General features: G+C 44.5%; 20 protein-coding genes, 1 tRNA gene and 1 pseudogene. 15 read left to right on the top strand and 7 right to left on the bottom strand.

What is annotated here, in order from left to right:
• Positions 1-157: 157 nt before the first annotated feature.
• From IPP74_05560 to IPP74_05540, 5 genes and pseudogenes are all read right to left on the bottom strand, one after another.
• On the bottom strand, positions 158-2170 hold the full coding sequence (locus IPP74_05560) for a type IV secretory system conjugative DNA transfer family protein (protein MBL0318740.1): 2013 nt from the start codon (positions 2168-2170) through the stop codon (positions 158-160).
• A gap of 5 nt (positions 2171-2175) precedes the next feature.
• Positions 2176-3151 (bottom strand): annotated as a pseudogene (gene virB11 / locus IPP74_05555) (P-type DNA transfer ATPase VirB11).
• Complete coding sequence (locus IPP74_05550; protein ID MBL0318739.1) at positions 3148-4389, bottom strand: TrbI/VirB10 family protein; 1242 nt, start codon at positions 4387-4389, stop codon at positions 3148-3150. The pseudogene virB11 and the gene IPP74_05550 overlap by 4 nt, the downstream one beginning before the upstream one ends.
• Complete coding sequence (locus IPP74_05545) at positions 4386-5210, bottom strand: TrbG/VirB9 family P-type conjugative transfer protein (GenBank protein ID MBL0318738.1); 825 nt, start codon at positions 5208-5210, stop codon at positions 4386-4388. The genes IPP74_05550 and IPP74_05545 overlap by 4 nt, the downstream gene beginning before the upstream one ends.
• The gene (locus tag IPP74_05540; GenBank protein ID MBL0318737.1) at positions 5197-5919 is read right to left on the bottom strand and encodes a type IV secretion system protein; all 723 of its coding nucleotides are present in this window, start codon (positions 5917-5919) and stop codon (positions 5197-5199) included. Before IPP74_05540 ends, IPP74_05545 begins: the two co-directional genes overlap by 14 nt.
• 313 nt (positions 5920-6232) lie before the next feature.
• On the opposite strand from IPP74_05540, the gene secA reads away from it, so the two are divergent.
• On the top strand, positions 6233-8881 hold the full coding sequence (gene secA, locus IPP74_05535) for a preprotein translocase subunit SecA (GenBank protein ID MBL0318736.1): 2649 nt from the start codon (positions 6233-6235) through the stop codon (positions 8879-8881).
• Between the two features lie 170 nt (positions 8882-9051).
• Here secA and IPP74_05530 read toward each other — a convergent pair.
• Positions 9052-9127: transfer RNA gene (locus IPP74_05530), tRNA-Ile, on the bottom strand.
• An 87-nt stretch (positions 9128-9214) separates the two neighbouring features.
• Between IPP74_05530 and IPP74_05525 the strand changes: the two genes are divergently transcribed.
• The 8 genes from IPP74_05525 to IPP74_05490 all read left to right on the top strand — a co-directional run bounded on the left by IPP74_05525 (position 9215) and on the right by IPP74_05490 (position 19110).
• The gene (locus IPP74_05525; protein MBL0318735.1) at positions 9215-12001 is read left to right on the top strand and encodes a UvrD-helicase domain-containing protein; all 2787 of its coding nucleotides are present in this window, start codon (positions 9215-9217) and stop codon (positions 11999-12001) included.
• 131 nt (positions 12002-12132) lie between these two features.
• Positions 12133-12453 carry a thioredoxin gene (gene trxA / locus IPP74_05520; GenBank protein MBL0318734.1) on the top strand — a complete coding sequence of 107 codons (321 nt, stop codon included), beginning with the start codon at positions 12133-12135 and terminating at the stop codon, positions 12451-12453.
• Complete coding sequence (locus IPP74_05515; GenBank protein MBL0318733.1) at positions 12453-13370, top strand: hypothetical protein; 918 nt, start codon at positions 12453-12455, stop codon at positions 13368-13370. The genes trxA and IPP74_05515 overlap by 1 nt, the downstream gene beginning before the upstream one ends.
• Positions 13371-13372: 2 nt before the next feature.
• A complete protein-coding gene (gene mnmE / locus IPP74_05510; GenBank protein MBL0318732.1) occupies positions 13373-14701 on the top strand; it encodes a tRNA uridine-5-carboxymethylaminomethyl(34) synthesis GTPase MnmE in 1329 nt (442 codons plus the stop codon).
• A 159-nt stretch (positions 14702-14860) separates the two neighbouring features.
• On the top strand, positions 14861-16744 hold the full coding sequence (gene mnmG, locus IPP74_05505) for a tRNA uridine-5-carboxymethylaminomethyl(34) synthesis enzyme MnmG (protein MBL0318731.1): 1884 nt from the start codon (positions 14861-14863) through the stop codon (positions 16742-16744).
• A gap of 3 nt (positions 16745-16747) precedes the next feature.
• The gene (gene rsmG / locus IPP74_05500) at positions 16748-17389 is read left to right on the top strand and encodes a 16S rRNA (guanine(527)-N(7))-methyltransferase RsmG (protein ID MBL0318730.1); all 642 of its coding nucleotides are present in this window, start codon (positions 16748-16750) and stop codon (positions 17387-17389) included.
• 27 nt (positions 17390-17416) lie between these two features.
• Complete coding sequence (locus IPP74_05495; protein ID MBL0318729.1) at positions 17417-18208, top strand: ParA family protein; 792 nt, start codon at positions 17417-17419, stop codon at positions 18206-18208.
• Positions 18205-19110, top strand: a complete 906-nt coding sequence (locus IPP74_05490) for a ParB/RepB/Spo0J family partition protein (protein ID MBL0318728.1) — start codon at positions 18205-18207, stop codon at positions 19108-19110. The genes IPP74_05495 and IPP74_05490 overlap by 4 nt, the downstream gene beginning before the upstream one ends.
• A gap of 119 nt (positions 19111-19229) precedes the next feature.
• Here IPP74_05490 and IPP74_05485 read toward each other — a convergent pair whose 3' ends face one another.
• Positions 19230-20060, bottom strand: a complete 831-nt coding sequence (locus IPP74_05485) for a prepilin-type N-terminal cleavage/methylation domain-containing protein (GenBank protein ID MBL0318727.1) — start codon at positions 20058-20060, stop codon at positions 19230-19232.
• A 138-nt stretch (positions 20061-20198) separates the two neighbouring features.
• On the opposite strand from IPP74_05485, the gene nadD reads away from it, so the two are divergent.
• From nadD to lepB, 6 genes are all read left to right on the top strand, one after another.
• Positions 20199-20804 (top strand): nicotinate (nicotinamide) nucleotide adenylyltransferase, encoded by a 606-nt coding sequence (nadD, locus tag IPP74_05480; protein ID MBL0318726.1) that lies wholly within the window; start codon positions 20199-20201, stop codon positions 20802-20804.
• Positions 20805-20826: 22 nt separating this feature from the next.
• On the top strand, positions 20827-21234 hold the full coding sequence (gene rsfS / locus IPP74_05475; protein ID MBL0318725.1) for a ribosome silencing factor: 408 nt from the start codon (positions 20827-20829) through the stop codon (positions 21232-21234).
• 29 nt (positions 21235-21263) lie between these two features.
• A complete protein-coding gene (gene rlmH / locus IPP74_05470; protein MBL0318724.1) occupies positions 21264-21719 on the top strand; it encodes a 23S rRNA (pseudouridine(1915)-N(3))-methyltransferase RlmH in 456 nt (151 codons plus the stop codon).
• Positions 21720-21740: 21 nt separating this feature from the next.
• Positions 21741-22445 carry a phosphate signaling complex protein PhoU gene (gene phoU, locus IPP74_05465; protein MBL0318723.1) on the top strand — a complete coding sequence of 235 codons (705 nt, stop codon included), beginning with the start codon at positions 21741-21743 and terminating at the stop codon, positions 22443-22445.
• A 69-nt stretch (positions 22446-22514) separates the two neighbouring features.
• Positions 22515-24074, top strand: coding sequence for a 2,3-bisphosphoglycerate-independent phosphoglycerate mutase (locus tag IPP74_05460; GenBank protein MBL0318722.1), 1560 nt, complete (start codon positions 22515-22517; stop codon positions 24072-24074).
• A gap of 1 nt (position 24075) precedes the next feature.
• Positions 24076-24798: a signal peptidase I gene (gene lepB, locus IPP74_05455; GenBank protein MBL0318721.1), complete on the top strand. Its 723-nt coding sequence runs from the start codon at positions 24076-24078 to the stop codon at positions 24796-24798.
• Positions 24799-24828: the final 30 nt, after the last annotated feature.

Genomic DNA, 24828 nt, shown 5'->3' with positions numbered 1-24828 from the left:
ATTTAGACACGGATTGTCATCTTGTTTTCAAGCAGAATGAGCCGTGGGCGCAAGGACATCAATGTCATTAATAACATTGGCATGATACGTGACATCGCACCGATATGAATCATTGCGAAATAGGACGATGATGCGTTTCCGAGGTTCTGTGCTTTAATTATGGTTTTTGGGGTGGTAGTAAGTCATCCAAATCGTCGAGGTCATCAAATGAATCGTCACTATTGTCGTCATCATCATCGTCGTCATCGTCATCAAGATCGTCAAACAAATCGTCATCATCATCAAAATCAATAGGTGGGAATGGTGGCAGGTTTGTAGGTTTAGATTGAGGAGGCGCTGGCGGAGGAGGCGCTGGTGGTGTAGGAGGTAAGGCCGGTGCGGGCTGTTGGACGGGCTTCGGTGCATCTGCAGGTTGATCTGCTTTTGATTTGGCTTCAAATTTACGCGGATCGTAAGGCTCTTGCTGTGGAATTTCAATCGGAGGAAGTAGCCGCTTTTTGAAGAACCTTTCATTATAGTAGAAAATCTTCTTGGATTTAATCGGAGGGGATGACTCAATAAGGAGAATCTGCTGATCACGAGGCAAACCGATAACCTCTTGTGGTAGCAACAATGCTCGTTGGGCTTCCGAAACGTGTAACGACCGTGAAGCCGGATTTAGATCTAAGAACTTAGGGCGGTTAACCGATTCCTGTTTAACGGTTTTGTTTCCGATCAATTGCGAAATCAAGTTTGCGGTTTCGTAGTTGTTCGCAGCAAAGGTAATACGGTAGGTGGAGTTTGACAGGAATGAGTTCATTCCTGATTCTTCGTAAATACCTTTAAGCTGTTCAGTATCTTGAATAATAATGAAAAGACGTACTTTGTATCCCCGGAAATAAGCAATACCTGTTTGGAATTGTTCCATTTTTCCAAGCGTAGGAAACTCGTCCAACATGAAAAGAACGCCATAGGGCTCATCTTTTTTTGGAATCTTACGGCAAAGAAATTCGGTCGCTTGCTGATAAAATACCTGCATGAGCGGTTGTAAACGATTAATGTTATCGGGGGTTAAGCCGACGAAAACTGAGGTGCGATCGCGCTTAAAACTAAGGAAGTTAAAGTCGCTGGACGCGGTTGCTGTATCAATTAAGGGGTTGGCCCATAATTCAAGCGAAGAGTTCATGGTTGAAATAACGCCTGAACGCTCTTTATCTGCTTTTTGCAAGAAAGCCGCAATGTTCATATAAGCGACTGGGTGGATTACCTTACCGATCGTATCAAGCACCACGGCTAAATTATACACCACATCATCGCTACGCATGGTGCGCACGACTTCTCCAAATGATTTAACTTTTTCTGGAACAGCCAATAGATACAGCACGACTCCAACGAAGAGGCTTCGCGCTTCGTTATTCCAGAACTCCTGTTCAGGGAGGATCAGGTTGGCGATTTTCTGTACGTCATCCACCATTTGTCCAGGCTTACTACTGATCCAATCAAGCGGGTTATAGCAATGGCTGTAGCCATCGGGATCGGCCGGGCTCCAGACATAGGTTTTTTGTTTTAGCTTTTTGGCGCGGTAACCACTGCCAAGTTCATAGTTTTCAAGTTTAATATCATGAACAACAATGGATTCATGCCAAAAAAGCAAGTTCGGAATAACGAAGCCCACACCTTTACCAGAACCCGTTGGTGCAAATAATAAGGCATGTTGATAGCCATCAGCAATTAAAAGCCCCTGTCGGTCTCGCCCCAAGAGAATACCTGTTTTGCAGCGTAATTTGGCTTTCTTAATATCTTTTTCGGTTGCCCAGTGCGCATCACCGTGAACGGATTCTTTCTTTTTAAAGGGGCGATAATCAATGATAGGCGCGCGGAAGACATACAGAACTAAGCCAAGGAAACCAAACGTTCCAAAGGAGCATATGAATAGTCTGGCAGGGAAATATTCATGATATTCCCAGGGCATAATACTTTTGTAGGCCCACCAATATTGCCAGTAATGTAGCATAATGGCGCGCAAATAGGCCGGGTCAATATATTGATTTGAAAAGGCATTAAAGCCTATTTCTGAAATTAAAAATAGGAATGCTGAAATATAAAAGGTAACGATACCCACCAACGTGACAAGCACACTAATGATAACAAAATTCCGTATCTGGTTAAAAGCAACTGATTCAGAACTCATACTGTTTAACTTCTCGCTTTATAATAGACTTCGGAGATAAAACGACGTCCCTTCTCTCCCCGTTTGAGTTGAACGACGACATCAATGACATTTTTAACATATTGATAAATTTGATCACGGCTAATTCCAAGTCCAGCCTGCATTACCATTAGAACCAGCTGTTCAAAAGCAAGCTGAGGTGTATCGGCGTGTAGTGTTGAGATAGACCCTGGGTGCCCCGTATTGATAGCTCTTAAAAAACTAAATGCTTCTTTTCCTCGTAACTCACCCACAATAATACGATCAGGGCGCAAGCGCAGACAGGCTTCAATAAGGTCTTGGGTGGTGACGTTCGCCCTTCCCTGCCCGCCTTTGGAGGCGATTAAGTGAACGCGATTAGGTTGATCCAAAAATACCTCACGAGCATCTTCAACCGTTATAAGCCTCTCAACATGCGGAATTTCTTTAAGAAGCGCATTGGTAAATGTTGTTTTTCCCGTCGATGTACCGCCACTGATGATCAGGTTCTTTTTCCTTAATACGGTTTGCCGCAGGAATTCTTTGAGTTGGTTGGCATCCAGAAGCTTGTTAAGTTCTTCTTTGTCGAGATCATCTTTTTCATGGGAGGTGGCGGATGCAAAGGCACCTAACTCTTCATATTTATCAAGGTTAAAGTTCAAAACGGTTTGTTTACGGATAGATACTGTCACGGTACCAGATTCACATGCGGGTGGGAACACGATTTGAACCGATAACCCGCTGGAAGCGTTGCTGATAAAAGGGCGTTTCTTCACTGACGCGTTGTTCGGTTGATTGTGCAATCAAATGTGCCAGGCCTTTCAAGTGCTCTAGATCAAGCTCGGGGACTTCATGGCGAAACATGTCCCCGCGTTGTTCAACCCATACTTCACCCGGTTTATTAATCGAAACCTCACTTACGCCTTCTTGCGCAAAGATGGGCTGTAGAGGGCCAAGATAGGTTTCAAGAGCTGTAAAGGTCATTTTACCAATCTCACATCAGTGGAGGAGCCTTCTGGGAAAACCAGATCACGATTCACGAACACCTTAATTTTAGTTCCTTGATCAATCGTAATGGTCGGTTTGACTTGAGCAAAATCGGAAAGCAAGCCCTTCCCTAAATTTCCTAGGCTGGTAACGCCCTGAAGCAGGGCAAAATCAGATGCGCTGCCGCTGGTGGTGGTGCCTCCTCCAGAATTTTGAGTTAAGGAGACGCCATTATCGCTGCCTGAAATTTTCTCAGCGCCAATCGCCGTTGTGAAAGTAAGGATGCTTACGAGCAATGAATTTTGCAGCATTTCGCCGTAACGATCGTAGACGGTTCCTTCGATTCCCGAACGGCCAAGTGGATCAACAGCAGGAGATTTAAGTTCGATGTCCGTTCCATTGGGACGGATAAGCCTGTCCCAGGAAATGGCAACGCGCGATTGTCCACGAACCACATTTGCTTCATATTTCCCGATCAGACGTGATCCTTTCGGGATCAGTACGGCCTTGCCTGTTTCCGCGTAGATATCGCGATTGACGATACCACGGAGTGGGCCAGGAATATCAGTATTAATAGCGGTCTCAAGCACGGCATCAATGATTTTCCCCTGGGCGATGATGATGGACGGGTCGCCAATGGTTTTTGCGGTCGATTGATCGGCGCCGGTACGTTCGATCTTTTCATTGGCTTTTTGCTCGTCTCTTCCAAACATTCCGCCAATATTAAGACCCTTCCCGCCTTTGACAATAATTCCGGCTTTTTTGCGCGCATCCATACGTTGCTTTAACTCTGGATCATCGGACTTAGTTTTTTCTGCCGAGACATCAAGGCTTGGGGGCGGAGGTGGAAGAACAGCATTCGGTTCGTCACCTGTAGGCATAACGGGACCCGCCTGAGCTGGAGTAGGAGGTTCTGGAAGCGTCAATTCTTTAAGTGGGGGTGGTTCAGGCAACGAAGGTGCTGGTGTTGGAATCACCTCAACCGGAGGAGGTGCAGGCTTGGTTTGTATTTTTTCACTCATATCCACGGGGGGATTCAAGGGGGGCGGTGCTTTCTTATTCTCGGAATTTCCGCCAAAAACAAGCCATGCAATAATGGCACACCCACCCACAATGAGTCCAATCATAAGGAGATTTCGCCCCTTAGAAGACGCAACAGCCGTGGCGCCCTGGCTGATTTCAGGGGTTATATCTTCGGCTGAATCATAATGGTTGGGTGGTACTGGTGTGATCATAAAGGAGGTTGTGACTGAGGGGTTGGCATTGATTGGCCCATTGGCGCAGCCTGCGCCGAAAATTGCCTTTCATTATAAATGCAGATGAGGTCATAACCAGACCTCATGATTAAATGAGGGAATGTTTGGCTGATAACATAATAAGGTCCAAGCCTTCTGAAGGAAATGGGGATTTCCTTGTTGTTATCAATGATTGAGAAACTGGGAGCAATGCTCTCATTTTCGAATTGCAAATAAGTGGACTGCCCATCATCAAATACACGAACGGGCGATGCGCGTTCTGGGCCTTTGAGAGCATAATCAAAATTAAAGCTGGAAATACGAGGGGCTTGAAGGGAGCCTAAGCTGTCTTTGCCAATCGCGCCGGCGACCCCAGCCATTTCAGGATTGTCGGATTCGTCAAACTCGGTTTCCTTATCTGGGTAATAAAAACGGATGACGTAAGCGAGCTCTTCGTCTTCAACATCCGTCTCGGATTTAGTTTGAATTTCAAAATAATAAGACCGCTTGGTGGTGATAACCGTGAGGTTCGTCTTAGAATTGTCTTCCAGGGGCTTTAGAAAAAGTCTCCGGCCAACAGGGGTGGCGTCGAGAATAAAAGAATTACCCATAGAAATGGTTTGAATATCCTCACCAACGCCAAATTCAATATTGGTTTGATAGCCATATTGAACGGTTACATGATAAACCTCATTTGCGCTATAAACCAGCGTCTTTATGCGGCTATCTGTGGCAATGGGTTTGCCAATGCCTCCCATCGCAGTAAAGGGAAGGCAAAGGAAAATGAATAATAATGTAGTAAATAATTTATTGGACAGCATCTTGATCTACTCTATAACCGACAACAGTGAATCCCAGTGGATTGGCATTTCTTTCATCAAAATTGAATTCCAAATTGGGTCTAAATTCAAAATCGATGATAGCAATTTTATGTTCAGGCTCCATTCTGCCAGCAAGGCCATCGCCTTGAACAACGAATCTAACTTGAGCGCTGATGACATTATTCCCCGTTTCTTTTTTCAAATTGACCGATTTAAATTCGACAACGCGGGTAAAGGCGGTGCCAAAGCGCAAAATCGGACTGTTGGGATTTTTTAGGTCAATTTGAGACTTGAACGCTCCGTATACTCGATCAGAAGACATAATACGGATGGTCTGATAAAAATTCTCCCGGTAGCGGTTGGGGTCGTATCCTTCGCGGGCTCTTACGTATTGGACAATAAATGACTTAAGCAGCGCGTCTTCGGCGGTGTATTGTTGAATAGTGGCGGGGTTTACGATGTGAACAATCCCTGTTTTATCCTCAATTTCAATAACAAAAGGAAGTATTTTTTTGCTTGAAGAAATCGAAATAACCGTAAATAAACCAACGGCAATGCATAATAATGATGAAATAGAGATAAGCGCAAGCAGATTGCGTTGGACAACAACCGTCTGATACTTGTCGGCATACCAACTGCGCAGACTAGAGGCGCCCTGCTTTCTTTTGGAGCGTTCTTTATTAATGGCGGTGATGATCTTGCGAAGCATAAGTAACCCAATTTTGCTAGCCACTTTATTATTATTTACCTAAAATGACAACTGTCTAATGCACCGGCGCATCTTTAATTGACATTTTAGGCACTAAAAAGAGTTCCAACTAGGATGTTTTATCAAGAATTCGGCTCGGCGGCCTTACGTTTTTAAAATATCCAAGTTTATGTTTAGACTAAGAAACTTAATTTTTTATTGATACGCGCGTCGTTATGGGTTTTAATGACGCTCTAACTTCGATGAGGCGCGAGAAGGTGTGGTCCAGATTACTTTATTCTGGGCGTGTTGAATTATCAGTCAAAGGTGTCGCATGTTTCGATATTTAGGAAAAAAATTATTCGGTACGGTAAATGATCGGGTTGTCCAATCATTTGGGCCGAGAATTCAAGCTATAAATGCGTTGGAGCCGAAAATTCAGGCGCTTTCTGATGATGAGTTGCGTGCACAAACCCAGATATTCCGGGATCGTTTGACCAAAGGAGAAAAGGTCGATGATATCTTGGTTGAAGCCTTTGCTGTTGTCAGGGAGGCTTCGCGTCGAGCCCTGGGGATGAGGCATTTTGATGTCCAGCTCATGGGTGGTATGGTTTTAATGCAAAATAGCATTGCCGAAATGAAAACCGGTGAAGGAAAGACACTTGTCGCCACGCTCCCATCCTATCTGAGGGCTTTGGAAGGGAAGGGTGTACACGTGGTTACGGTTAATGATTACCTGGCAAAACGTGATTCCGACTGGATGGGAGGGGTGCATCGGTTCCTTGGTTTATCAGTCGGATGTATCGTCCATAATATGAGTGACCTTGAAAGAAGGCGGGCGTACCAATCCGATATTACGTATGGAACGAATAATGAATTTGGCTTTGATTATCTCAGGGATAATATGAAGTATGAGATCAATGCTATGGTGCAACGTGGATTCCATTTTGCGTTGGTCGATGAAGTTGACTCTATTTTGGTCGATGAGGCCAGAACGCCGCTTATTATTTCGGGGCCTGCAGAGACAAGTTCAGATTTGTATGTGGTGATGGATAAACTGATTAAGCAACTTCAGCCATCCTATTACGATCTTGATGAAAAAGCCCGTACCGTGACGTATACGGAAGAAGGGACAGAATATGTTGAATCGCTCATGAAGCAACATGGCTTGCTCCCAGAGAAATCCAGTATGTATGACCTGGAGCATGTAAGTCTTGTGCATTACGCTAACCAGGCATTGCGCGCGAATAAGTTATTTTCACGTGATGTCGATTATGTCGTTAAAGATTCAAAAGTTATTATTATCGATGAATTCACTGGCAGGATGGCGGAGGGCCGGCGGTTCTCAGAAGGGCTGCATCAGGCGCTTGAGGCAAAAGAGGCGGTTACCATTCAGCAGGAAAACCAAACCCTTGCTTCGATTACCTATCAGAATTATTTCCGGTTATACCCGCATTTGGGGGGTATGACAGGAACGGCGATGACAGAAGCTAACGAATTCAAAGATATTTATAATTTGAATGTGGTTGAGGTGACTACCAACCAAAAAGTGATTCGTAAAGATAATGATGATGTGGTCTACCGGACGCTTAAGGAAAAATACCAGGCCGTCATTGATCGCATTGCAGAATGCCATCAACGTCAACAACCAGTATTGGTTGGAACCATTAGCATTGAGAAATCTGAGGAATTATCTGAAATTTTGAAAAAACAAAATTTACCTCACCATGTTCTTAATGCCCGCCATCACGAAAAGGAAGCGCATATTATTGCCCAGGCTGGTCGTCCTGGAGCGATTACCATTGCCACCAACATGGCGGGTAGGGGAACCGATATTATGCTGGGAGGAAATCCTGAATTGATGGTGGATGATGCCACGGTTTCTTTAGAAGAGGGATCTGCAGAATTTGAATTGGCCAAAAAGAAGGCCTTAGAAACGCTCGAAACTGATAAGCGAACCGTTATTAATGCCGGTGGTCTCTATGTTATTGGTACGGAGCGTCATGAAAGCCGCAGGATTGATAATCAGCTGCGTGGGCGTTCGGGCCGTCAGGGTGATCCGGGTGAAACATGTTTCTTTTTGTCGCTTGAAGATGATTTGCTACGTATTTTTGGCTCCGATCGTATTTCGGGATTGTTGCAACGAATGGGATTGAAAGATGGTGAGGCGATCATAAGCCCGCTATTGACCAGGACACTGGAAAAGGCTCAGCAAAAAATTGAAATTCGTAACTACGAAATTCGTAAGAATTTGCTTAATTTTGATCGAGTCATGAATGATCAACGTAAAGTGATTTATGAACAACGTATCGAGTTGATGACGGCAGAAAATATTCGCGACACCATTTTGGATATGATTGCAGAATTCAATCATGATTTGCTCTTAATGTTTGTTCCTCATAATAGCTATGTCGATGAGTGGGATTTAGAAAATCTTCAAAAAGAAATGTATCGCGTTTATGGAATCCATGTCGATGTCTCTGCGTGGGCTCAGGAAGAGGGCGTGGGCCCAGAACAGCTTCTAGAGCGTATTCAGGACCTTGCATTGGGTATTATTGCACACAAAGAAGAGCTTTACGGCAGTGATGTGATGCGGGATGTAGAGAAACATATTCTGCTCTTGTCGGTAGATCAGTTATGGAAGGACCATCTTCATTCACTTGATCATCTGCGCCAGGGTATTAATTTGCGTGCCTATGGTCAAAAAGACCCATTGAATGAATATAAACGGGAAGCCTTTGTGCTGTTCCAAAATTTATTGATTCACCTGCGTGAAACCGTGATTCAGCGGCTATCACACGTAGTATTGCAAAATCCTGATACAGAGATACCATTCCCTGTGACGCAGCAGGAAATGCATGAAAGCCATGAAGATCCCGCATTTTCAGCGACCGAAGAGCATGAGGAACGGGTCAGCCGGAATGATCCGTGTCCGTGTGGATCGGGTAAAAAATATAAGCATTGTCATGGGAAGATTGAGTAGGGAATTGGTTCTTTATTCGGCTGGTGATTTGCGGTCTTAGTTGAAAGGAATGAGGGGTTTAGGGAGCCGATTTCCCCTATGCCAAATCTTCGGTGGACGGCTTGCGATCTAACGATTTTCAGGTGGCTGTTAAGGTGGTTGAAGAACACGAAGCTCATCAGAGCGTAGGGTGGTGGGCCTAGGTAGAGTTGAACTACCGACCTCACGCTTATCAGGCGTGCGCTCTAACCACTGAGCTATAGGCCCCTACTAAAAAGTTAGGGAGACATATATAATACCTTCGCCGGCAAAAGTCAAAGGGATATTGGTTTTATTTTGGAGTAATCTATTATCATGCGTGTAAGCCCCAGTTTGAATCAAACGATTTTAAAAAGACAGCAAGAGGCTTCGGATCCCTTTTCTTCGGTATGGGTTAATGCCAATGCGGGTACTGGAAAAACCAAGGTGTTGGTCGATCGCTATATTCGATTGTTACTAGAAGGCGTCCATCCCAGCCATATTTTGTGTCTGACCTTTACCAAAGCAGCCGCAGGTGAAATGACCCAGCGGATTTTCAACCGGTTGGGGGCGTGGGTGTCGCTTAGCCCGGAAAGGCTTGAACAGGAATTGGCGTTATTAAGAGGCGAGGATACGGCATCAGAGCATCATATGCAGTTGGCGCGCCAACTGTTTATTCGGATGATTGACGAGGCGGGAACACTGCAAATTCAAACGATTCATAGTTTTTGTCAAGCATTGTTAAGTCAGTTTCCTGATGAAGCGGGGATAAATCCTCTCTTTCAATTATTGGAAGATCGTGATTCTAAATTGCTCATGTTACAGGCGCGCAGAAAACTATTGGCACTGGCTGATGTTGATGGCCAGCGTTTGTTAAAAGAAGCCATTGATTTTGTAAGTGATTATTATCAGGAGGCGACGCTTGGAGAAATGCTCCACGATATGGTAATGCAGGGACGGTCTCAGTTGGTAAGAATGTTTCAAGGACGGAGCCTGGACGCTGTGCTAGCAACACTTCCGGCGATTCTTGATGTGGACGAGCATGCCGACTTGGGGCGTCTGGAGGCTGATTTTTGCCAAGATCTTGCGCATCTTGCTGATATGGCAAGCAAGCTTGAGCATGGAAAGACAAAGGAATCAAAGCTGGCTCAGGATATAAAAAACTGGATAGGATTAAGCACACCAGAAAGAATACGTAGCCTTGATCATTATATCAAATTATATGTCAGCGCTTCTAATCCACAGGAGCCAAAGAAAATAGCGATTACCAAAGCGATGCAGCAACGCTTTGTCGAATTAGAGACGATGGTGGAAGCGGAAATCAAAAGGGTCATGGTTTTTCAAAATAAGAGAGCGTCTCTACTCCTCTATAAAAGTACGCGAGCTTTTATTATTTTGGCACATCGCTTATTAGAATATTATCAACAATCTAAAAACGAGGCGGGAGTCCTTGATTATGGAGATTTAATTCATACGACGCTGGCTTTATTGTCAAGCGACCAATATGGCACATGGGTGCAGTATAAATTAGATCAAAAAATTCACCATTTGATGGTGGATGAAGCACAGGATACCAGTAAAGAACAATGGCAGGTTATTCTGTCTTTGTGTGAACGATTCCTGGAGGGGAGCCAGCATGAACATCGCAGCTTATTTGTGGTGGGCGATGAAAAGCAATCGATTTACAGGTTTCAGGGTGCTGATATTTCCCTTTACCACCACATGAAAGAGCTGTTGTCCCATGCGTGGGCAGATAGAATGTCGCCTTTGCGGTTCGTTAATCTAGAGGTGTCGTTTCGATCAACGACCCAAGTGCTTGAATGTGTGGATCAGGTGCTGATTCAGCCGGAATTCGATGAAACGCGTCAAGAAGGTATGACCCATCCGGCCTATAGGTTGGGTCAGTTAGGCTCTGTTGTGTGCTGGGGGTTGCTGGAAAATAAGGATGAGGATTCAATGGATGATCAGCAAGAGGATAATGGTGCTGAGAATAACGGATGGCTCATGCCGATTGAACAAAAGAGAAGCCTTTCACCGGAAAAATCATTAGCCTATGCGTGGGCTGATATTATCAACGGCTGGTTAGAGGATAAACGCTATTTACCTGCCAAAGAAAGAGACATTGAGCCAGGGGATATTTTGTTGCTAGTGAGGAAGCGGGGGCCATTTGTGACTGAATTTATCAGAGCCTGCCGACAATTGGGTGTGCCTGTGGCGGGAGTCGATCGGTTGGATTTGATGGAAACGCTGGTGGTAAAAGATTTGCTTGCCTTTGCTCAAGCCGTTTTGTTGCCCGAGGATAATTTAACCCTGGCTACCGTTTTAAAGGGGCCTTTTTTTGGTGTAAGCGAAGAAGATTTATATTCCCTATGCTATAACCGCGGCACGGAAACCGTTTGGGAGAGGCTCCAAAACGTATCATCGCCATGGGCTCAGGCGGCGTGTGCAACGTTGCATCGTTATAGCGAAATGGCAAATTACAGGGATCCATTTAGTTTTTTCAGTGAATTGCTCGAAATCGAGGAGGGTAAAGAACGCTGTATCAAGCAGATGGGGCATGAGGTCATGGAGCCAATAGAAGCGTTTCTTGAACTTGTGTTATCCTATCAGCACATGTACGGTTTTCATCTCCAAGAATTTCTGCAATGGGTTGATGAAGGTAGCGTAACGATTAAACGTGAATTAGAGTCAGGAGTAAAGGAAGTGAGGATTATGACGGTGCATGCCTCAAAAGGATTGCAGGCTCCGATCGTTATTATTCCGGATGCCCACGGGTTTTCATCCACACAAAACAGTATCCTCTGGTTAGGAAAAGAGGTTTCGATTCCACTGTGGGTGAAGAAAAAAGAAATAGCCAATGATTTGGTTTTTGCGGTCAAAGAATATGAAAATCAGCACGATTATCAAGAATCATTACGATTGCTGTATGTAGCGCTCACGCGCGCGGAGGATGAGTTGCATATATCTGGCAAAACCGGTTTGAAAAACCCGAGTCGATCCAGCTGGTATGATCTAGTCAGACGATCTTTATCGCAGCTGGCATCTCACTCTAACGCACGTGGAATGATTGCTTTTGGGGCATCTGCGCCCTTTGTTGAAAGTGAGTATGATCATTTTTCTTAAGATAGTGGGAGGAATAACCCTTGATTTTTAACAATTCATACCTAAATATGTAGAGTATACCCACTCTTGATGTGCCACTCTTGATGTGAGAGTGGATAAGTATAGTAGACTGGGGCTATTTAGGAGCTTTTATGGCAAACGACACAACAGACCAAAAATTTGAGCAGGATGTGCTTAAATCATCCAAACCCGTATTAGTGGATTTCTGGGCTGAATGGTGTATGCCATGCCGTCAATTGACCCCAATCGTTGAAGAGATCGCTAAAGAAAAAGCAGATAGTCTTGAAGTCTATAAAGTCAATATTGACCACAATCCTGAAACACCTACTCGGTATGGTGTAAGAGGTATTCCAACCTTGATTTTATTCAAAGATGGCAAAGTTGCTGCTACGAAAGTAGGCTCTCTCCCTAAGAGCGTCCTTTTAAAATGGGTTGAAGAACAGATTGCCTAATGGTTGATTCGTCGCGGAATTGGCTTGAGCAGTTTCAGTTTACGTTTGTGAAGGCTCTGAAGGCCTTTGTGTATGTGGGCGCTGAAATTGAATTTTATCTCCGACCATTAAGCGAAGATAGCACCGCTCAGCCAATAGATGCTGAAGCACTGGCGGCCTTTTGCCAGGAGTATCATTTGCCAATTGAGCGTATTGACCAAGAAGCTGGAGAGTTGCAGTTTGAGGCTGTTTTTTCGCCCGTGATGAATGGTGTAACGTTATGTGATCAAATCATCCAGTTTAAACAAGGAATAGCTGCGCCTCTGAAAAATCTGGGGTATCGTGTTGATTTCTCGGCCGTGCCCATGGACGGACAGATTGGGAATGGGATGCATTTCCACCTGTCCTTGCTCACCGTGCCACACGGGCAGAATCTATATCAAAAATCATCATCCAAAGAGGATGAAACGGCTTCTTTAAAAGCAAGTGTCGCTGGATTACTGGCAACGATGCCTGAATCGATGATTTTTTTCTGTCCCCAACCAGAAGCACTTAAGCGATTTATTTCTCATGTGAGTGTCGCTGCCAGAATGTGTTGGGGTGGGAATAATCGAACCGTTGCCTTACGTCTTCCGGACTGTACCTTGTTGCCTGAAAAAAGAAGAATAGAACATCGCATTGCTTCGGCCGACGCGGATCCGTATCTCGTATTGTCGGCGATTATGGTGGGGATCCATTACGGAATGACACAACAATTAACGGTAGGCCCAAAAGTGCATGGCAATGCTTTCGATAAAATGTATGGTGAGGCGCCCTATAATTATCCACCTTTTCCAAGGGATTATAATCAAGTGCTTCAATGGAGCAAAGAGGGCGTAATTCTAGAACAATATGAATTAAAGCCAATCTCTTCTAACAACAAGGAGGACGCTCAGTGAACATGAAGGATACGATTTATGCGTTGGCAACGATATTGGGCAAATCTGGTGTGGCTGTTATTCGTGTGTCTGGTGAACAGGCCAAACAATGTTTGGATGCTTTCAAGATCATCTTACCTCAGGAAAGATACGCTCATTATTGCAAGCTCTATCATCTGAGTGGGGATGTCATTGATCATGGTCTGGTGTTTTTCTTTCAAGGGCCGCGAAGTTTTACAGGCGAAGATGTTATTGAATTTCATGTGCATGGGGGCAGGGCCGTAATACAAGCTTGTCTTAACCAGCTTTCATCCATTTCAGGGTATCGTTTGGCAGAGCCAGGTGAATTTTCAAAGCGCGCATTCCTCAATGGAAAAATGGATTTAACCCAGGCAGAAGGATTGGCCGATCTTATTGAAGCGGAAACCGATATGCAACGCAAGCAGGCTGTTCGTCAGATGGAGGGCGGATTGCTCCATCTCTATGAAGATTGGCGTCACCAATTAATGACGATTCAAATGTTGGTCGAAGCCCATATCGATTTTCCCGAAGAAGAAATTCCTACCGATGTACTTGATCGTATGCGACTGCAGCTTGCAGATCTCTGTGCCGTGATTTCCAGACATCTGCAAGACGGGTCTAGGGGCGAAAGAGTACGTAGAGGCTTGCGTATTGCTATTTTGGGTGCGCCCAATGTCGGTAAATCAAGTTTGTTGAATCTGTTAGCCAACCAAGAGGTCGCAATCGTTTCCGAGATTGCGGGAACCACACGTGATGTGCTGGAGGTCCATTTGGATTTGCAAGGTTATGCGGTATCCCTTGTGGATACGGCAGGCATTCGTGCCAAGACGGATGATGTGATCGAACAAGAAGGCATTAAAAGAGCAACGAAGGTAGCCGAGGATGCTGACATACTGTTGATTATGTGTGAGGCTACATCGCCTTTAGAATCGCAATTAAAGCCGTTTGAGCGTTATTTGGGATCGCGCCCCCTTATTCTGGTAAATAAAGTCGATTTAGTATCCAGAGGATCTACCGATGTCAAAGACGAGCGCGTTCTTAGAATTTCAACAAGGACCACAGAGGGTATCGATCGCTTGTTGACGACCCTGGCTGAGGAGATTCAACAGAGATATCAAGTTTCTAACGAGCCCATCATAACCCGTACCCGTTATAGGGAAACGCTTGTAAGTGTATTGAAGATGTTGATGGAATTGAATTTAGAAAATCCGATCGAATTAGTTGCTGAAGATCTCCGATATGCAGCGTCATCGTTAGGCAGAATTACCGGAAAGATTGATGTGGAGGATATATTGGGGCGGATCTTTTCAGAGTTTTGTATAGGAAAATAAGGGTTTTGTGGTAAAATAGCCACGACCAGTTTATAGAGAGCAACTGGATTATCGGTCGATTTGCCCCTGAGAAGAGGAGGGTAAGCGATGTAATCCAATCCAATTCCTTTTTATAAGCTGTTTCACGTGAAACAGCAACTAATCATAGAATAAAGCAATATGCCCCACTCCGCCTTTCCCCATTATGATGTCATTGTTATCGGTGCAGGTCATGCAGGAGCCGAGGCGGCTACGGCCGCAGCACGTATGGGCGCAAAAACAGCCCTGTTCACCCTAAAAAAAGAGAATATCGGTGAGATGTCCTGTAATCCAGCCATCGGCGGAATAGGCAAGGGGACTATCGTTCGAGAGGTCGATGCTTTAGACGGCGTTATGGGGCGTGTCATTGATCGTGCCGGAATTCAGTTTAAAATTCTTAATCGCAAAAAGGGACCTGCAGTGCAGGGGCCGCGAGCGCAAGCTGATAGAGCCTTGTATCGAGCTGCGATGCAAGATGTCATTCTTCATTATCCTAATTTGGATGTGCATTATGGGGTTGTTGACGACCTCATCATCGACCATCAGCAGATCGTAGGAATAAGGTTGAGTGATGGTATTGAAATTAAAACGGCGACAGTAGTGTTAACGACAGGTACATTTTTAGACGGGCTTATCCATATCGGTGATGTTAAAATACCAGCAGGCAGGGTGGGAGAGCAGCCCTCTCTGGGCTTATCCCAATCGCTTAAACGGTGCCAGTTTGTGATGGGGCGTTTAAAAACTGGAACACCACCGCGATTGGATGGGCGGACTATTGATTGGTCAGGCTTGGATGTTCAGCACGGCGATAATCCACCTGAGCCATTTTCTTATCTGACCACAGCCATTAACGTGCCTCAGATCCCTTGTTATATTACGCGAACAACGGAAATAACACATCAGATTATTCGAGATAACCTTCATCGTTCGGCAATGTATGCCGGTCATATTAAGGGGGTAGGGCCTCGCTATTGTCCATCGATTGAGGATAAGATTGTTCGATTTGCTGATAAAACATCGCATCAAATTTTCTTAGAACCAGAAGGGCTGAATGACGATACGATCTATCCCAATGGCGTTTCAACCTCTCTACCTGAAGAGGTGCAGTTTGATTACATACGATCTATCCCTGGGTTAGAAAATGTTGTGATGATCAGGCCAGGTTATGCGATTGAATATGATTATGTCGATCCTCGAGAATTAAAGCCAACACTACAAACCAAAAAAGTTGCGGGCCTGTTTTTGGCGGGACAAATTAATGGAACGACCGGTTATGAGGAGGCCGCGGGGCAGGGGGTGGTTGCAGGTATTAATGCGGCATTGGTAGCTCACGGCGAAGACGGGGAATTTATTATTGATCGTGCGGATGGTTATATCGGGGTGATGATTGATGATTTAATAACCAAAGGCACAAGTGAGCCCTACCGCATGTTTACGTCTCGTTCGGAGTATCGTTTATCACTTCGTGCCGATAATGCGGATCGACGACTTACAGAAAAGGGTATCCTCATCGGTTGCGTTGGTGAAGAGAGACGATTGGCGTATGCTAAGAAGTTGAAAGCATTACAAGAGGCACATCAGCAATTATCAAGCCTTCATATCTCGCCCTCCGAAGCAACCAAACGAGGGGTTTACATTAATCCAGATGGGACTAAACGCACGGCCCTAACCTTGCTTGGTTATCCTAATATCGGGTTGGAGGGGGTTGTTACATTATGGCCTGAAGTGGCGCAGATCAACAAATCAATGATTGAACAGTTGACTACGGAAGCGGTGTATGCTTCTTATTTAGATAGACAAAAAGCTGATATCAAAGCCTTCCGCCACGATGAGGCGCTGGCAATCCCTGACGATATTGACTATAACGAGATACGCTCTTTGTCGAATGAAATGCGTGAAAAATTAAAATTTAACAAGCCAACAACCATTGGTGCAGCAAGTCGAATTCCTGGTGTAACACCTGCGGCAGTGATATCGATTCTTGTTTATTTGCGTCACGTGGCATCTAGAAAAATGGCTGCATAATTTATGTCGTCCCCATCTTTAAAAACGCAGGATCGATTTGAGTGGCTTAATGCACATGTTAATGTTTCACGTGAAACATTTGAGATGTTAGAAAAATATGTCGAACAGCTGATTCGCTGGAATCAGAAGATTAATTTGATCGGACCGTCAACAGTTGACGATATATGGAATCGCCATATTCTTGATTCACTGCAATTGGCGAAGTTGATTCCGGCGGGTGCAAAAAATATATGTGATTTTGGTTCTGGGGGAGGGCTGCCTGGTTTGGTTTTGGCTTTTTCAGAGTGTGCGCCGATTGTTCATCTTGTTGAATCCGACATACGAAAATCTGTTTTTTTAAAAGAAATGGCCGCATTTTCAACTAAGAAAAACATTGTTGTGCATTCACAACGCATAGAAAAAATGGAGAGTTTTTCGTGTGACGTCATTACGGCAAGGGCGCTTGCTCCGTTGGAGAAATTGGTGTTATGGTCAGTGCCTTTTTTGCATGAACAAACCGAATGTTTGTTCATGAAAGGGCAAACGGTGAACGCAGAAATCGCATCATGTTTGCAGCACTTTGCTATGGAGTATGAAAAAATTTCTAGTCTCTCTAGTGCAAAAGGATGGATTGTTAGAATTAAGCATGTTAGCATGAAAAAATAATAGCTCTCAGCGTAAGGAAAACAGTCTATGGATTGTCGTATTATAGCGATCGTTAATCAAAAAGGTGGTGTGGGTAAAACAACAACATCGATCAATTTGGCAACGGCACTAGCTGCAGTAGGTAAGCGTTCGCTGCTTATAGATTTAGACCCTCAGGGAAATGCAAGCACTGGATTGGGCGTCCCGCAACAGATGCGGCGAGTCTCAAGCTATGATGTCATTCTTCATGATAAATCAATAGAGAAGGCGCTCTTAAGAACCCTGGTTCCAGGACTGGATATTATCCCGACAGTCGTTGATTTGTCTGCTGCTGAGGTTGAATTGATCGAGGTTCCAAAACGAGAATTTAGACTAAAGGAACAAATTCAAAAAATTACGCATCTCTATGATTACATCATCATTGATTGTCCGCCATCGCTTGGCTTGCTTACCATTAATGCGCTGGTGGCGGCCAACCGATTGCTGATACCTCTTCAATGTGAATTTTTCGCACTTGAAGGGTTGGCGCATTTGATGCATACAGTTGAATTGGTGAAAAATAAATTGAATCCCGACCTGGCGATTGAGGGGATTGTCTTGACCATGTTTGATCGCCGAAATCGTCTTACTGAACAGGTTGAAGAAGATGTGAGGCACCATTTTGGGCAGTTAGTCTACAGACAGGTTATTCCACGGAATGTTAGAATGTCAGAGGCGCCTTCTCATGGTAAGCCTGCGCTGTTATATGATATTAACTGCAGTGGTTCAAAAGCCTATATGTTGTTAGTCAAGGAAATGTTAGATAAACAAAAGCAACCGATACTGGAGGATGTTGTATGAGTGAAGTGTTCCACGTGAAACAAAAGGCATTGGGCAAAGGTCTGTCTGCATTGCTGGGTGATTCTGATAATATTCAACGCTGGCGTCAGCAGGAAATCAAAGAAGGGGCTATTCAAACCCTCTTATTGAATGAAATAGAGCCGGGACAATTTCAACCAAGAAAGCATTTTGATGATCAGGCATTGCAGGAATTGGCAACGTCGATTAAACAAAATGGGGTGTTGCAACCGATTGTCGTGAGAGCGGTTGGTCAGGGCGTTTTTGAAATTGTTGCAGGTGAGCGTCGATGGCGCGCGTCTAAACTTGCTGGAAAAACGGAGATCCCTGTCGTTATAAAAGAGATGACGGATAAAGAGGCGATGGAAATAGCGCTTCTTGAAAATGTGCAGCGTCAGGACCTTAACCCGCTGGAAGAGGCTCAAGGATACCATCAACTCATAGAGCAATTTGAGTACACCCAGGAGCAATTATCGCAACGCATTGGTAAGAGCCGGTCGCATATAGCCAATTTGTTGCGTTTGTTGGCTTTGCCAGGTCAAATTAAAACATGGCTAAACCAAGGCAAGTTATCGATGGGGCATGCACGTGCATTGCTTGGCGCCGAGGATCCGTTAGGTCTTGCGCATGATATCCTTGATCATGATATGTCGGTTCGTGAGACAGAAAGACGCATTGCCGAAGAAAAACCATCTAAACCAAAAACGACTAAAACCACGCCTGCTTCAGCGAAGGTTGCGCACTCGGAGGTCAATAAGCCAGAAGACGTCCTGGCGATTGAGCGTGAATTATCCCATAAGCTTGGATTGCACGTCGATATCCATATGAAAAATGGCAGTGGTAGTATGACGATTGCGTTTCATTCGCTACATGATTTGGATAAAATATTGACATGCTTTGGTTGAGGATAGGGGAGGGGAGTCTGGGGACACGGCATACTGCATCCCCTTTAAAAACCTAACGCCACCCTGTAAAAACAGGGTGGCGTTGGTTTGCTTAGAATACTGTCAAGTTTTGGTAAGGCTTAGTTAGCTCTTAACCGTAATTGGCAGTTTAAGTTAGTGTTGGCGAGGTTATATTCGTCAGCACCTTGGGTTGTAGCTCTAAATGGAGCTGTAGCGGTTGAAGCGGTAATCGCACTGCCTGTAACACAGTTTGTGTCATTTGGAGTGGCTGCTGCTGCACCGGTTGGATCCATGGCTACGCCGTTTGTGGCGTCACTGACAGCTGTACCGCCTTGGGCAAGTACGATACCTGTCGTAGGTTTGCCATCATCCAATTTTACATCGATACCAAACGCTTCTTCTGGGCGTAACACACCAGCTGTAACAGCGGTAGCACTACCAGTAGCTGAGTTTTGGATACCAATATGGAAGTGGTTGAAACCGTTAATACCATAAACGGTAAATCCGCCTCTGTTTAATTTTGTTCCAGGGAACGAATCAAACAATTTGGCATCTGTTTGAGCTCCATCAAATTGACCTTCTACGAGGTGAGCATGTGAAAGATGCGCCCAGAAATTGGTAACCTCACCACTTGCATCTGTAATGGAACCAGCGCCGTTAGCATCTTCGAACAGACCGTCACCATCACCATCGGTACCAGTTCCTAAACCGAAAATGGCTGCGCGGGTGATATCTCCCGGTACTTGTCCGTATTTACCACGGAAAGTATTAATAGCCGCATTAAAACGTTCCACTTGAGATACAGTCGCCCGAACCTCTGCCGCACGTATTAAGTCTTGGCCAACCAATACCCCACCTACAATCAGTCCGATAATGACCAGCACGATGGACAGCTCTACAAGGGTAAAGCCTGATTGTTTATTAGGGCTTGTAAATCGCGATTTTTTCATATAATTTTCTCCTAGTATTCTAAGTTAAACCAAATGTGGACCTGCTGATACTAACCATGTTACTACAATATTGGTTAACCATTGGTGAAGTATAAGTAAATGCCAAGTAAAATAGTGAAATTTTTTAGATAATTACTTATGGGGAAGCGAATAGGACTGCTTGGTGGATCGTTTAATCCTGCACATGAAGGGCATCTCCATATTAGTCATCGAGCCATAAAAATATTGGGTTTAGACCAGGTTTGGTGGCTGGTTGCTTATCAAAATCCCTTAAAAAAAATACAAGAGATGGCGCCCTTCACCGAGCGTGTGGACGAAGCAAAAGCTTTCGTTTCTAGGGATTATCGGATAAAAGTAAGAGACGATGAATGTCGTTTGGCATCCACCTATTCTATCGATGTCATTCGCTATTTAAAAAACCGATATCGAGGCTATCGGTTTGTTTGGATCATGGGAGGTGATATCGTCGCGGAACTGCATCACTGGAAAGAATGGGATCAATTAGTACGCGAACTACCGCTTCTTTTCGTTGATAGGGGGCAAAGGACTCGGACAATTGTCAATTGCCCTTTCGTTAAACGTTTTAGCTCGTTGAGAGTGAAACCGCAGGTGCTGATGCGTACCGGATCCCCCGCTTGGGCTATGGCTGCAGGCCCCGTAAATCGGCAATCTTCGACTGCTATTAGGCAGTTGAAAAGAGCTGGAAACAGAGCTGGAAACATTGCAAGAATTATGATACAATGATAATTGAGGAGACTATAACATAATGAAAGTACCCCACGCACCGGCGCCTACCCAGGCGGCCTTTGAAGAAAAACAACTACCAGGGCTTCAAGAGGTTCTTCAAACGATAGAATCATCTCTTTCGGAGCATAAAGCCCAAGACATCGTATCCATTAATTTGCGCGGAAAAACCGACGTTGCAGACGCTATGGTGGTTGCAAGCGGGATTTCTGATCGTCACGTATTGGCGCTTGCCCAATATGTCTCGGTAGCGCTTAAGGAAATCGGCATAACTCCTCTGAGCATTGAAGGCAAAGAAAGCAGAAACTGGGTCCTTGTTGACCTGGGTGATGTTGTTGTTCATCTCTTTGTACCTGAAGCCAGAACCTTTTATAATCTGGAAAAAATGTGGGATGTGGTGATTCCTGAACAGGTGGAAACCGTCGAATAGATGGATTTATCTTCGTTAAGGAGTGCCAGGTGAAGCTTACCATTATTGCCATTGGTAAAATGAAGAATTCTGCCTATGCAGGGTTGTTCAATGACTATGTCCAGCGTATTCCCTGGAAAATTTCAGTGATCGAATTGCAATCACCCAAATCATCAGGTAATCAATTGCGTGATGATGAAAATAAATTATTGCAACAAGCGATTCCGCCACAATCAACCCTTATTATTCTTGATGAAAAGGGAAAAGAATTTTCAAGCGAAACCTTCGCAAAAAACCTAGAAATATGGAGACAAACGCATCATACTCATTTGTGTTTTGTTATTGGCGGAGCAGATGGTATTAATGAACAGTTGCGAAAAAGAGCGCATGTGTTAATGTCGTTAGGTATAATGACCTGGCCGCACATGCTTGTGCGTGTCTTGCTTGCGGAACAACTCTATAGGGCGTATAGTATTAGCCAGGGGCATCCGTATCATCGGTCATAGTTTTTATTGAGAGGAACAGTCATGTCGAATCATACTGTAAGTACTTACGATCAAGAATTGAATAAACTCAGAGGTTCGATTGTGCAGATGGCGAAGCTGGTGCTTGAGATCATCGAAATGTCGCGCCAGTCGATTGAGCGTACCTTTATTAATTTTACCGATAAAACCGCAGAGCTGGATAAAGAAATCAACCAGCTTGATGTGATCATTGAAAAACACGCAACCAGTTTGCTTGCGCTTCGTCAGCCAATGGCCATTGACTTGCGTTTAATTACCATTTCGTTGAAGTTGGCGACCATTCTTGAGCGTATGGGCGATATTGCTAAAAACATTGCCAAACGAGCCAATCGTATTTCTGAAAAAGAAAAAGATATTTCACTCTTTTCCAATGAAGTCATTACCTATTTTGATAAAATTGCGGTGGTAGTGGAAAACATGATTTCTGAAGTTATTTTGGCATTTGAACATCTGGACCAAGAGGCGGCTGTCGCTGTATGGAAGAGAGATGATGATGTTGATGCTCACTACCACCAGTTGTTTTTGGCCATTCAAAAAGAAATGATAAGTGATCCTCGTAAGATTGAACAAGCGGTTCAAGTGATGTTTGCTGCCAAAAATTTTGAAAGATTAGGCGATTATGCTGCCAATTTTGCAAAAGCAGTGTATTATATCGCTTCTGGGAAAAGGCTTCGCATTTCTGAAATTGAAGCTCAATCATCCCTCTAAGCCGTTTCATGGATCGATAATCGATGATATATGGATAGAGTTTCCTGTCATTAAATTTAGTGTTTTACTATGATTTCCGCTCGCTCGCAATCGCTTATCAAAGGCCCTCTTGTGTTGTGTATCCTCGATGGATGGGGTATTCACGAGGGCGATAGCCAAAATGCCATCACCTTGGCACAGACACCGAATTGGGATCATTTCGTCAGTAGCTTTCCTCACAGCTATCTCTATACATCTGGCCTTGATGTTGGTTTGCCAAAAGGGCAAATGGGTAATTCGGAAGTGGGGCACATGGCTATTGGCAGTGGCCGGATCTGTTTACAGGATTTGCCACGCATCGATAAAGCCCTTGATGATGGTACATTGGCCCAACATCCACTCCTTGCTGCGATGATTGAACAATTATTGGATTCGGGTAAGCGGTGCCATTTAGCAGGGTTGCTTTCCCCGGGAGGAGTCCACTCACACCAGCAGCATATTTTAGGACTGGCCAATATCATTTCTAGTCATGGTGTTGATGTGTACTTGCATTTATTTTTAGATGGCCGTGATACACCGCCTTCTTCAGCAGAAGAGTATGCCCGCCAGTTTGTTGATGGGATTAAATCCAATCCAAAGATTCATATTGCCACGGCTGGTGGCCGGTATTACGGCATGGATCGAGATAAGCGTTGGGATCGGTTAACGTTAGCGTATGATGCTATGGTTGATGCAAAAGGCGAAGCTCACGCCGATATTCTCTCGATGATCCGTACTCATTACAGTGCCCATATCACCGATGAATTTATGAAACCAGCCATATTGGGCAATTATCAGGGAATGGAAGATGGTGATGCGTTTGTGATGGCTAATTTTAGAGCTGATCGTGTGCGTCAATTGTTAGATAGCCTTTTGAATCCTGGCTTTGATGGTTTCAAGCCGAATCGTCGCCCGCAATTTTCAACCGCTATTGGTATGACCGAATACGCGGCTTATTTAAATCCTTTTATCCAAACCTTGTTTCCATCCGAAGATATGAACCAGGTCCTAGGTAAAGTGCTTTCAGATTACGGTTTGACGCAGTTGCGTATTGCCGAAACCGAAAAATATGCACATGTGACCTTTTTCTTCAATGGCGGCCAGGAGGCCTTATTTGCTGGTGAAGAACGAATAATGATCGAGTCACCTAACGTGGCTACCTACGATTTAAAGCCCGAAATGTCGGCTTTTGAGGTGGCAGATAACGTGATTGAGGCTGTCCATTCCAAAAAATTTGATGTGGTCGTGGTTAATTTTGCCAATACCGATATGGTGGGACATTCTGGTATTTTGGCTGCGGCGATTAAAGCCGTTGAAGCCGTTGACCAATGTATAGGAAGGCTTGCGTCCGCCGTGATTAATGAACAAGGTGCCTTACTGATTACCGCCGACCATGGTAATGCTGAAGAAATGAAGGATCACCAAACGGGTGAACCGCATACGGCACACACGTTAAATCCGGTGCCTTTCTTAGTTGTTTCAGACAGTCTAAAAAACACGCAGGTGAGTTCGGGCCGCTTATCGGATATTGCCCCAACCGTACTCACCATTTTGGGATTGCCTATTCCGGCAGAAATGACAGGCAAGCCTTTAGTTTCCAGAGGAGTTTAACATGACTAAGCAGAGTTTTCTAGAATTGATAAAATCGTTTGCAATCGCCTTGTTACTGGCGGTGACATTTCGATCATTCGCGTTTGAGCCTTTCCATATTCCTTCGGGATCGATGAAGCCTAATTTATTAATTGGCGATTATATTTTCGTTTCAAAATACAGTTACGGTTATAGCCGTTATTCGTTCCCATTTGGAATTCCTGCGTTCAGCGGCCGTTTCTTTGAAAAGAAACCACAGCGTGGCGATATCATTGTTTTTAAATTGCCAAAAGATCCCTCAATCAATTACATCAAACGCCTGATTGGTTTGCCAGGAGATAGGATTCAGGTAAAAGATGGTTTGCTTTACATTAACGGTAATCCGGTAAAACATGAGCCACTCGGCGAACCGTTTGTCGATCATGATGGCGCTTCCGATCTTGAAATTCCACAAGTTAAAGAAACGCTGCCAGAAGGCAACGAATTTGTAACGCTTGATCAGGATCCAGATGGAGCGCTCGACAATACCGGCGAATATATCGTGCCACCAGATCATTTTTTCTTTATGGGCGATAACCGTGATAATTCACAAGATAGCCGGGTGTTGAGTGCGGTAGGATTTGTTCCAAAAGAAAATTTAGTCGGCAGGGCTGTGATCATCTTTTTCTCCCATGATTTCTCACTGACAGGCATTTTCAAATGGATGACTACCGGCAATACTGGCCGTAATTTTAAACGGTTATAGGAATTAATCGTATGTCATTTTATCACAATG

This window comes from Alphaproteobacteria bacterium, assembly GCA_016722515.1.
GTDB lineage: Bacteria > Pseudomonadota > Alphaproteobacteria > Rickettsiales > JADKJE01 > JADKJE01.
The sequence above is the reverse complement of the archived record's forward strand: the minus strand, read 5'-3'. Positions and strand labels throughout refer to the sequence as shown.

What these genes read in the sequence shown, in the direction of transcription:
- IPP74_05560 (MBL0318740.1), bottom strand. Translation starts at nt 2,170, where the DNA reads ATGAGTTCTGAATCAGTTGCTTTTAACCAGATACGGAATTTTGTTATC.
- IPP74_05550 (MBL0318739.1), bottom strand. Translation starts at nt 4,389, where the DNA reads ATGATCACACCAGTACCACCCAACCATTATGATTCAGCCGAAGATATA.
- IPP74_05545 (MBL0318738.1), bottom strand. Translation starts at nt 5,210, where the DNA reads ATGCTGTCCAATAAATTATTTACTACATTATTATTCATTTTCCTTTGC.
- IPP74_05540 (MBL0318737.1), bottom strand. Translation starts at nt 5,919, where the DNA reads ATGCTTCGCAAGATCATCACCGCCATTAATAAAGAACGCTCCAAAAGA.
- secA (MBL0318736.1), top strand. Translation starts at nt 6,233, where the DNA reads ATGTTTCGATATTTAGGAAAAAAATTATTCGGTACGGTAAATGATCGG.
- IPP74_05525 (MBL0318735.1), top strand. Translation starts at nt 9,215, where the DNA reads ATGCGTGTAAGCCCCAGTTTGAATCAAACGATTTTAAAAAGACAGCAA.
- trxA (MBL0318734.1), top strand. Translation starts at nt 12,133, where the DNA reads ATGGCAAACGACACAACAGACCAAAAATTTGAGCAGGATGTGCTTAAA.
- IPP74_05515 (MBL0318733.1), top strand. Translation starts at nt 12,453, where the DNA reads ATGGTTGATTCGTCGCGGAATTGGCTTGAGCAGTTTCAGTTTACGTTT.
- mnmE (MBL0318732.1), top strand. Translation starts at nt 13,373, where the DNA reads ATGAAGGATACGATTTATGCGTTGGCAACGATATTGGGCAAATCTGGT.
- mnmG (MBL0318731.1), top strand. Translation starts at nt 14,861, where the DNA reads ATGCCCCACTCCGCCTTTCCCCATTATGATGTCATTGTTATCGGTGCA.
- rsmG (MBL0318730.1), top strand. Translation starts at nt 16,748, where the DNA reads ATGTCGTCCCCATCTTTAAAAACGCAGGATCGATTTGAGTGGCTTAAT.
- IPP74_05495 (MBL0318729.1), top strand. Translation starts at nt 17,417, where the DNA reads ATGGATTGTCGTATTATAGCGATCGTTAATCAAAAAGGTGGTGTGGGT.
- IPP74_05490 (MBL0318728.1), top strand. Translation starts at nt 18,205, where the DNA reads ATGAGTGAAGTGTTCCACGTGAAACAAAAGGCATTGGGCAAAGGTCTG.
- IPP74_05485 (MBL0318727.1), bottom strand. Translation starts at nt 20,060, where the DNA reads ATGAAAAAATCGCGATTTACAAGCCCTAATAAACAATCAGGCTTTACC.
- nadD (MBL0318726.1), top strand. Translation starts at nt 20,199, where the DNA reads ATGGGGAAGCGAATAGGACTGCTTGGTGGATCGTTTAATCCTGCACAT.
- rsfS (MBL0318725.1), top strand. Translation starts at nt 20,827, where the DNA reads ATGAAAGTACCCCACGCACCGGCGCCTACCCAGGCGGCCTTTGAAGAA.
- phoU (MBL0318723.1), top strand. Translation starts at nt 21,741, where the DNA reads ATGTCGAATCATACTGTAAGTACTTACGATCAAGAATTGAATAAACTC.
- IPP74_05460 (MBL0318722.1), top strand. Translation starts at nt 22,515, where the DNA reads ATGATTTCCGCTCGCTCGCAATCGCTTATCAAAGGCCCTCTTGTGTTG.
- lepB (MBL0318721.1), top strand. Translation starts at nt 24,076, where the DNA reads ATGACTAAGCAGAGTTTTCTAGAATTGATAAAATCGTTTGCAATCGCC.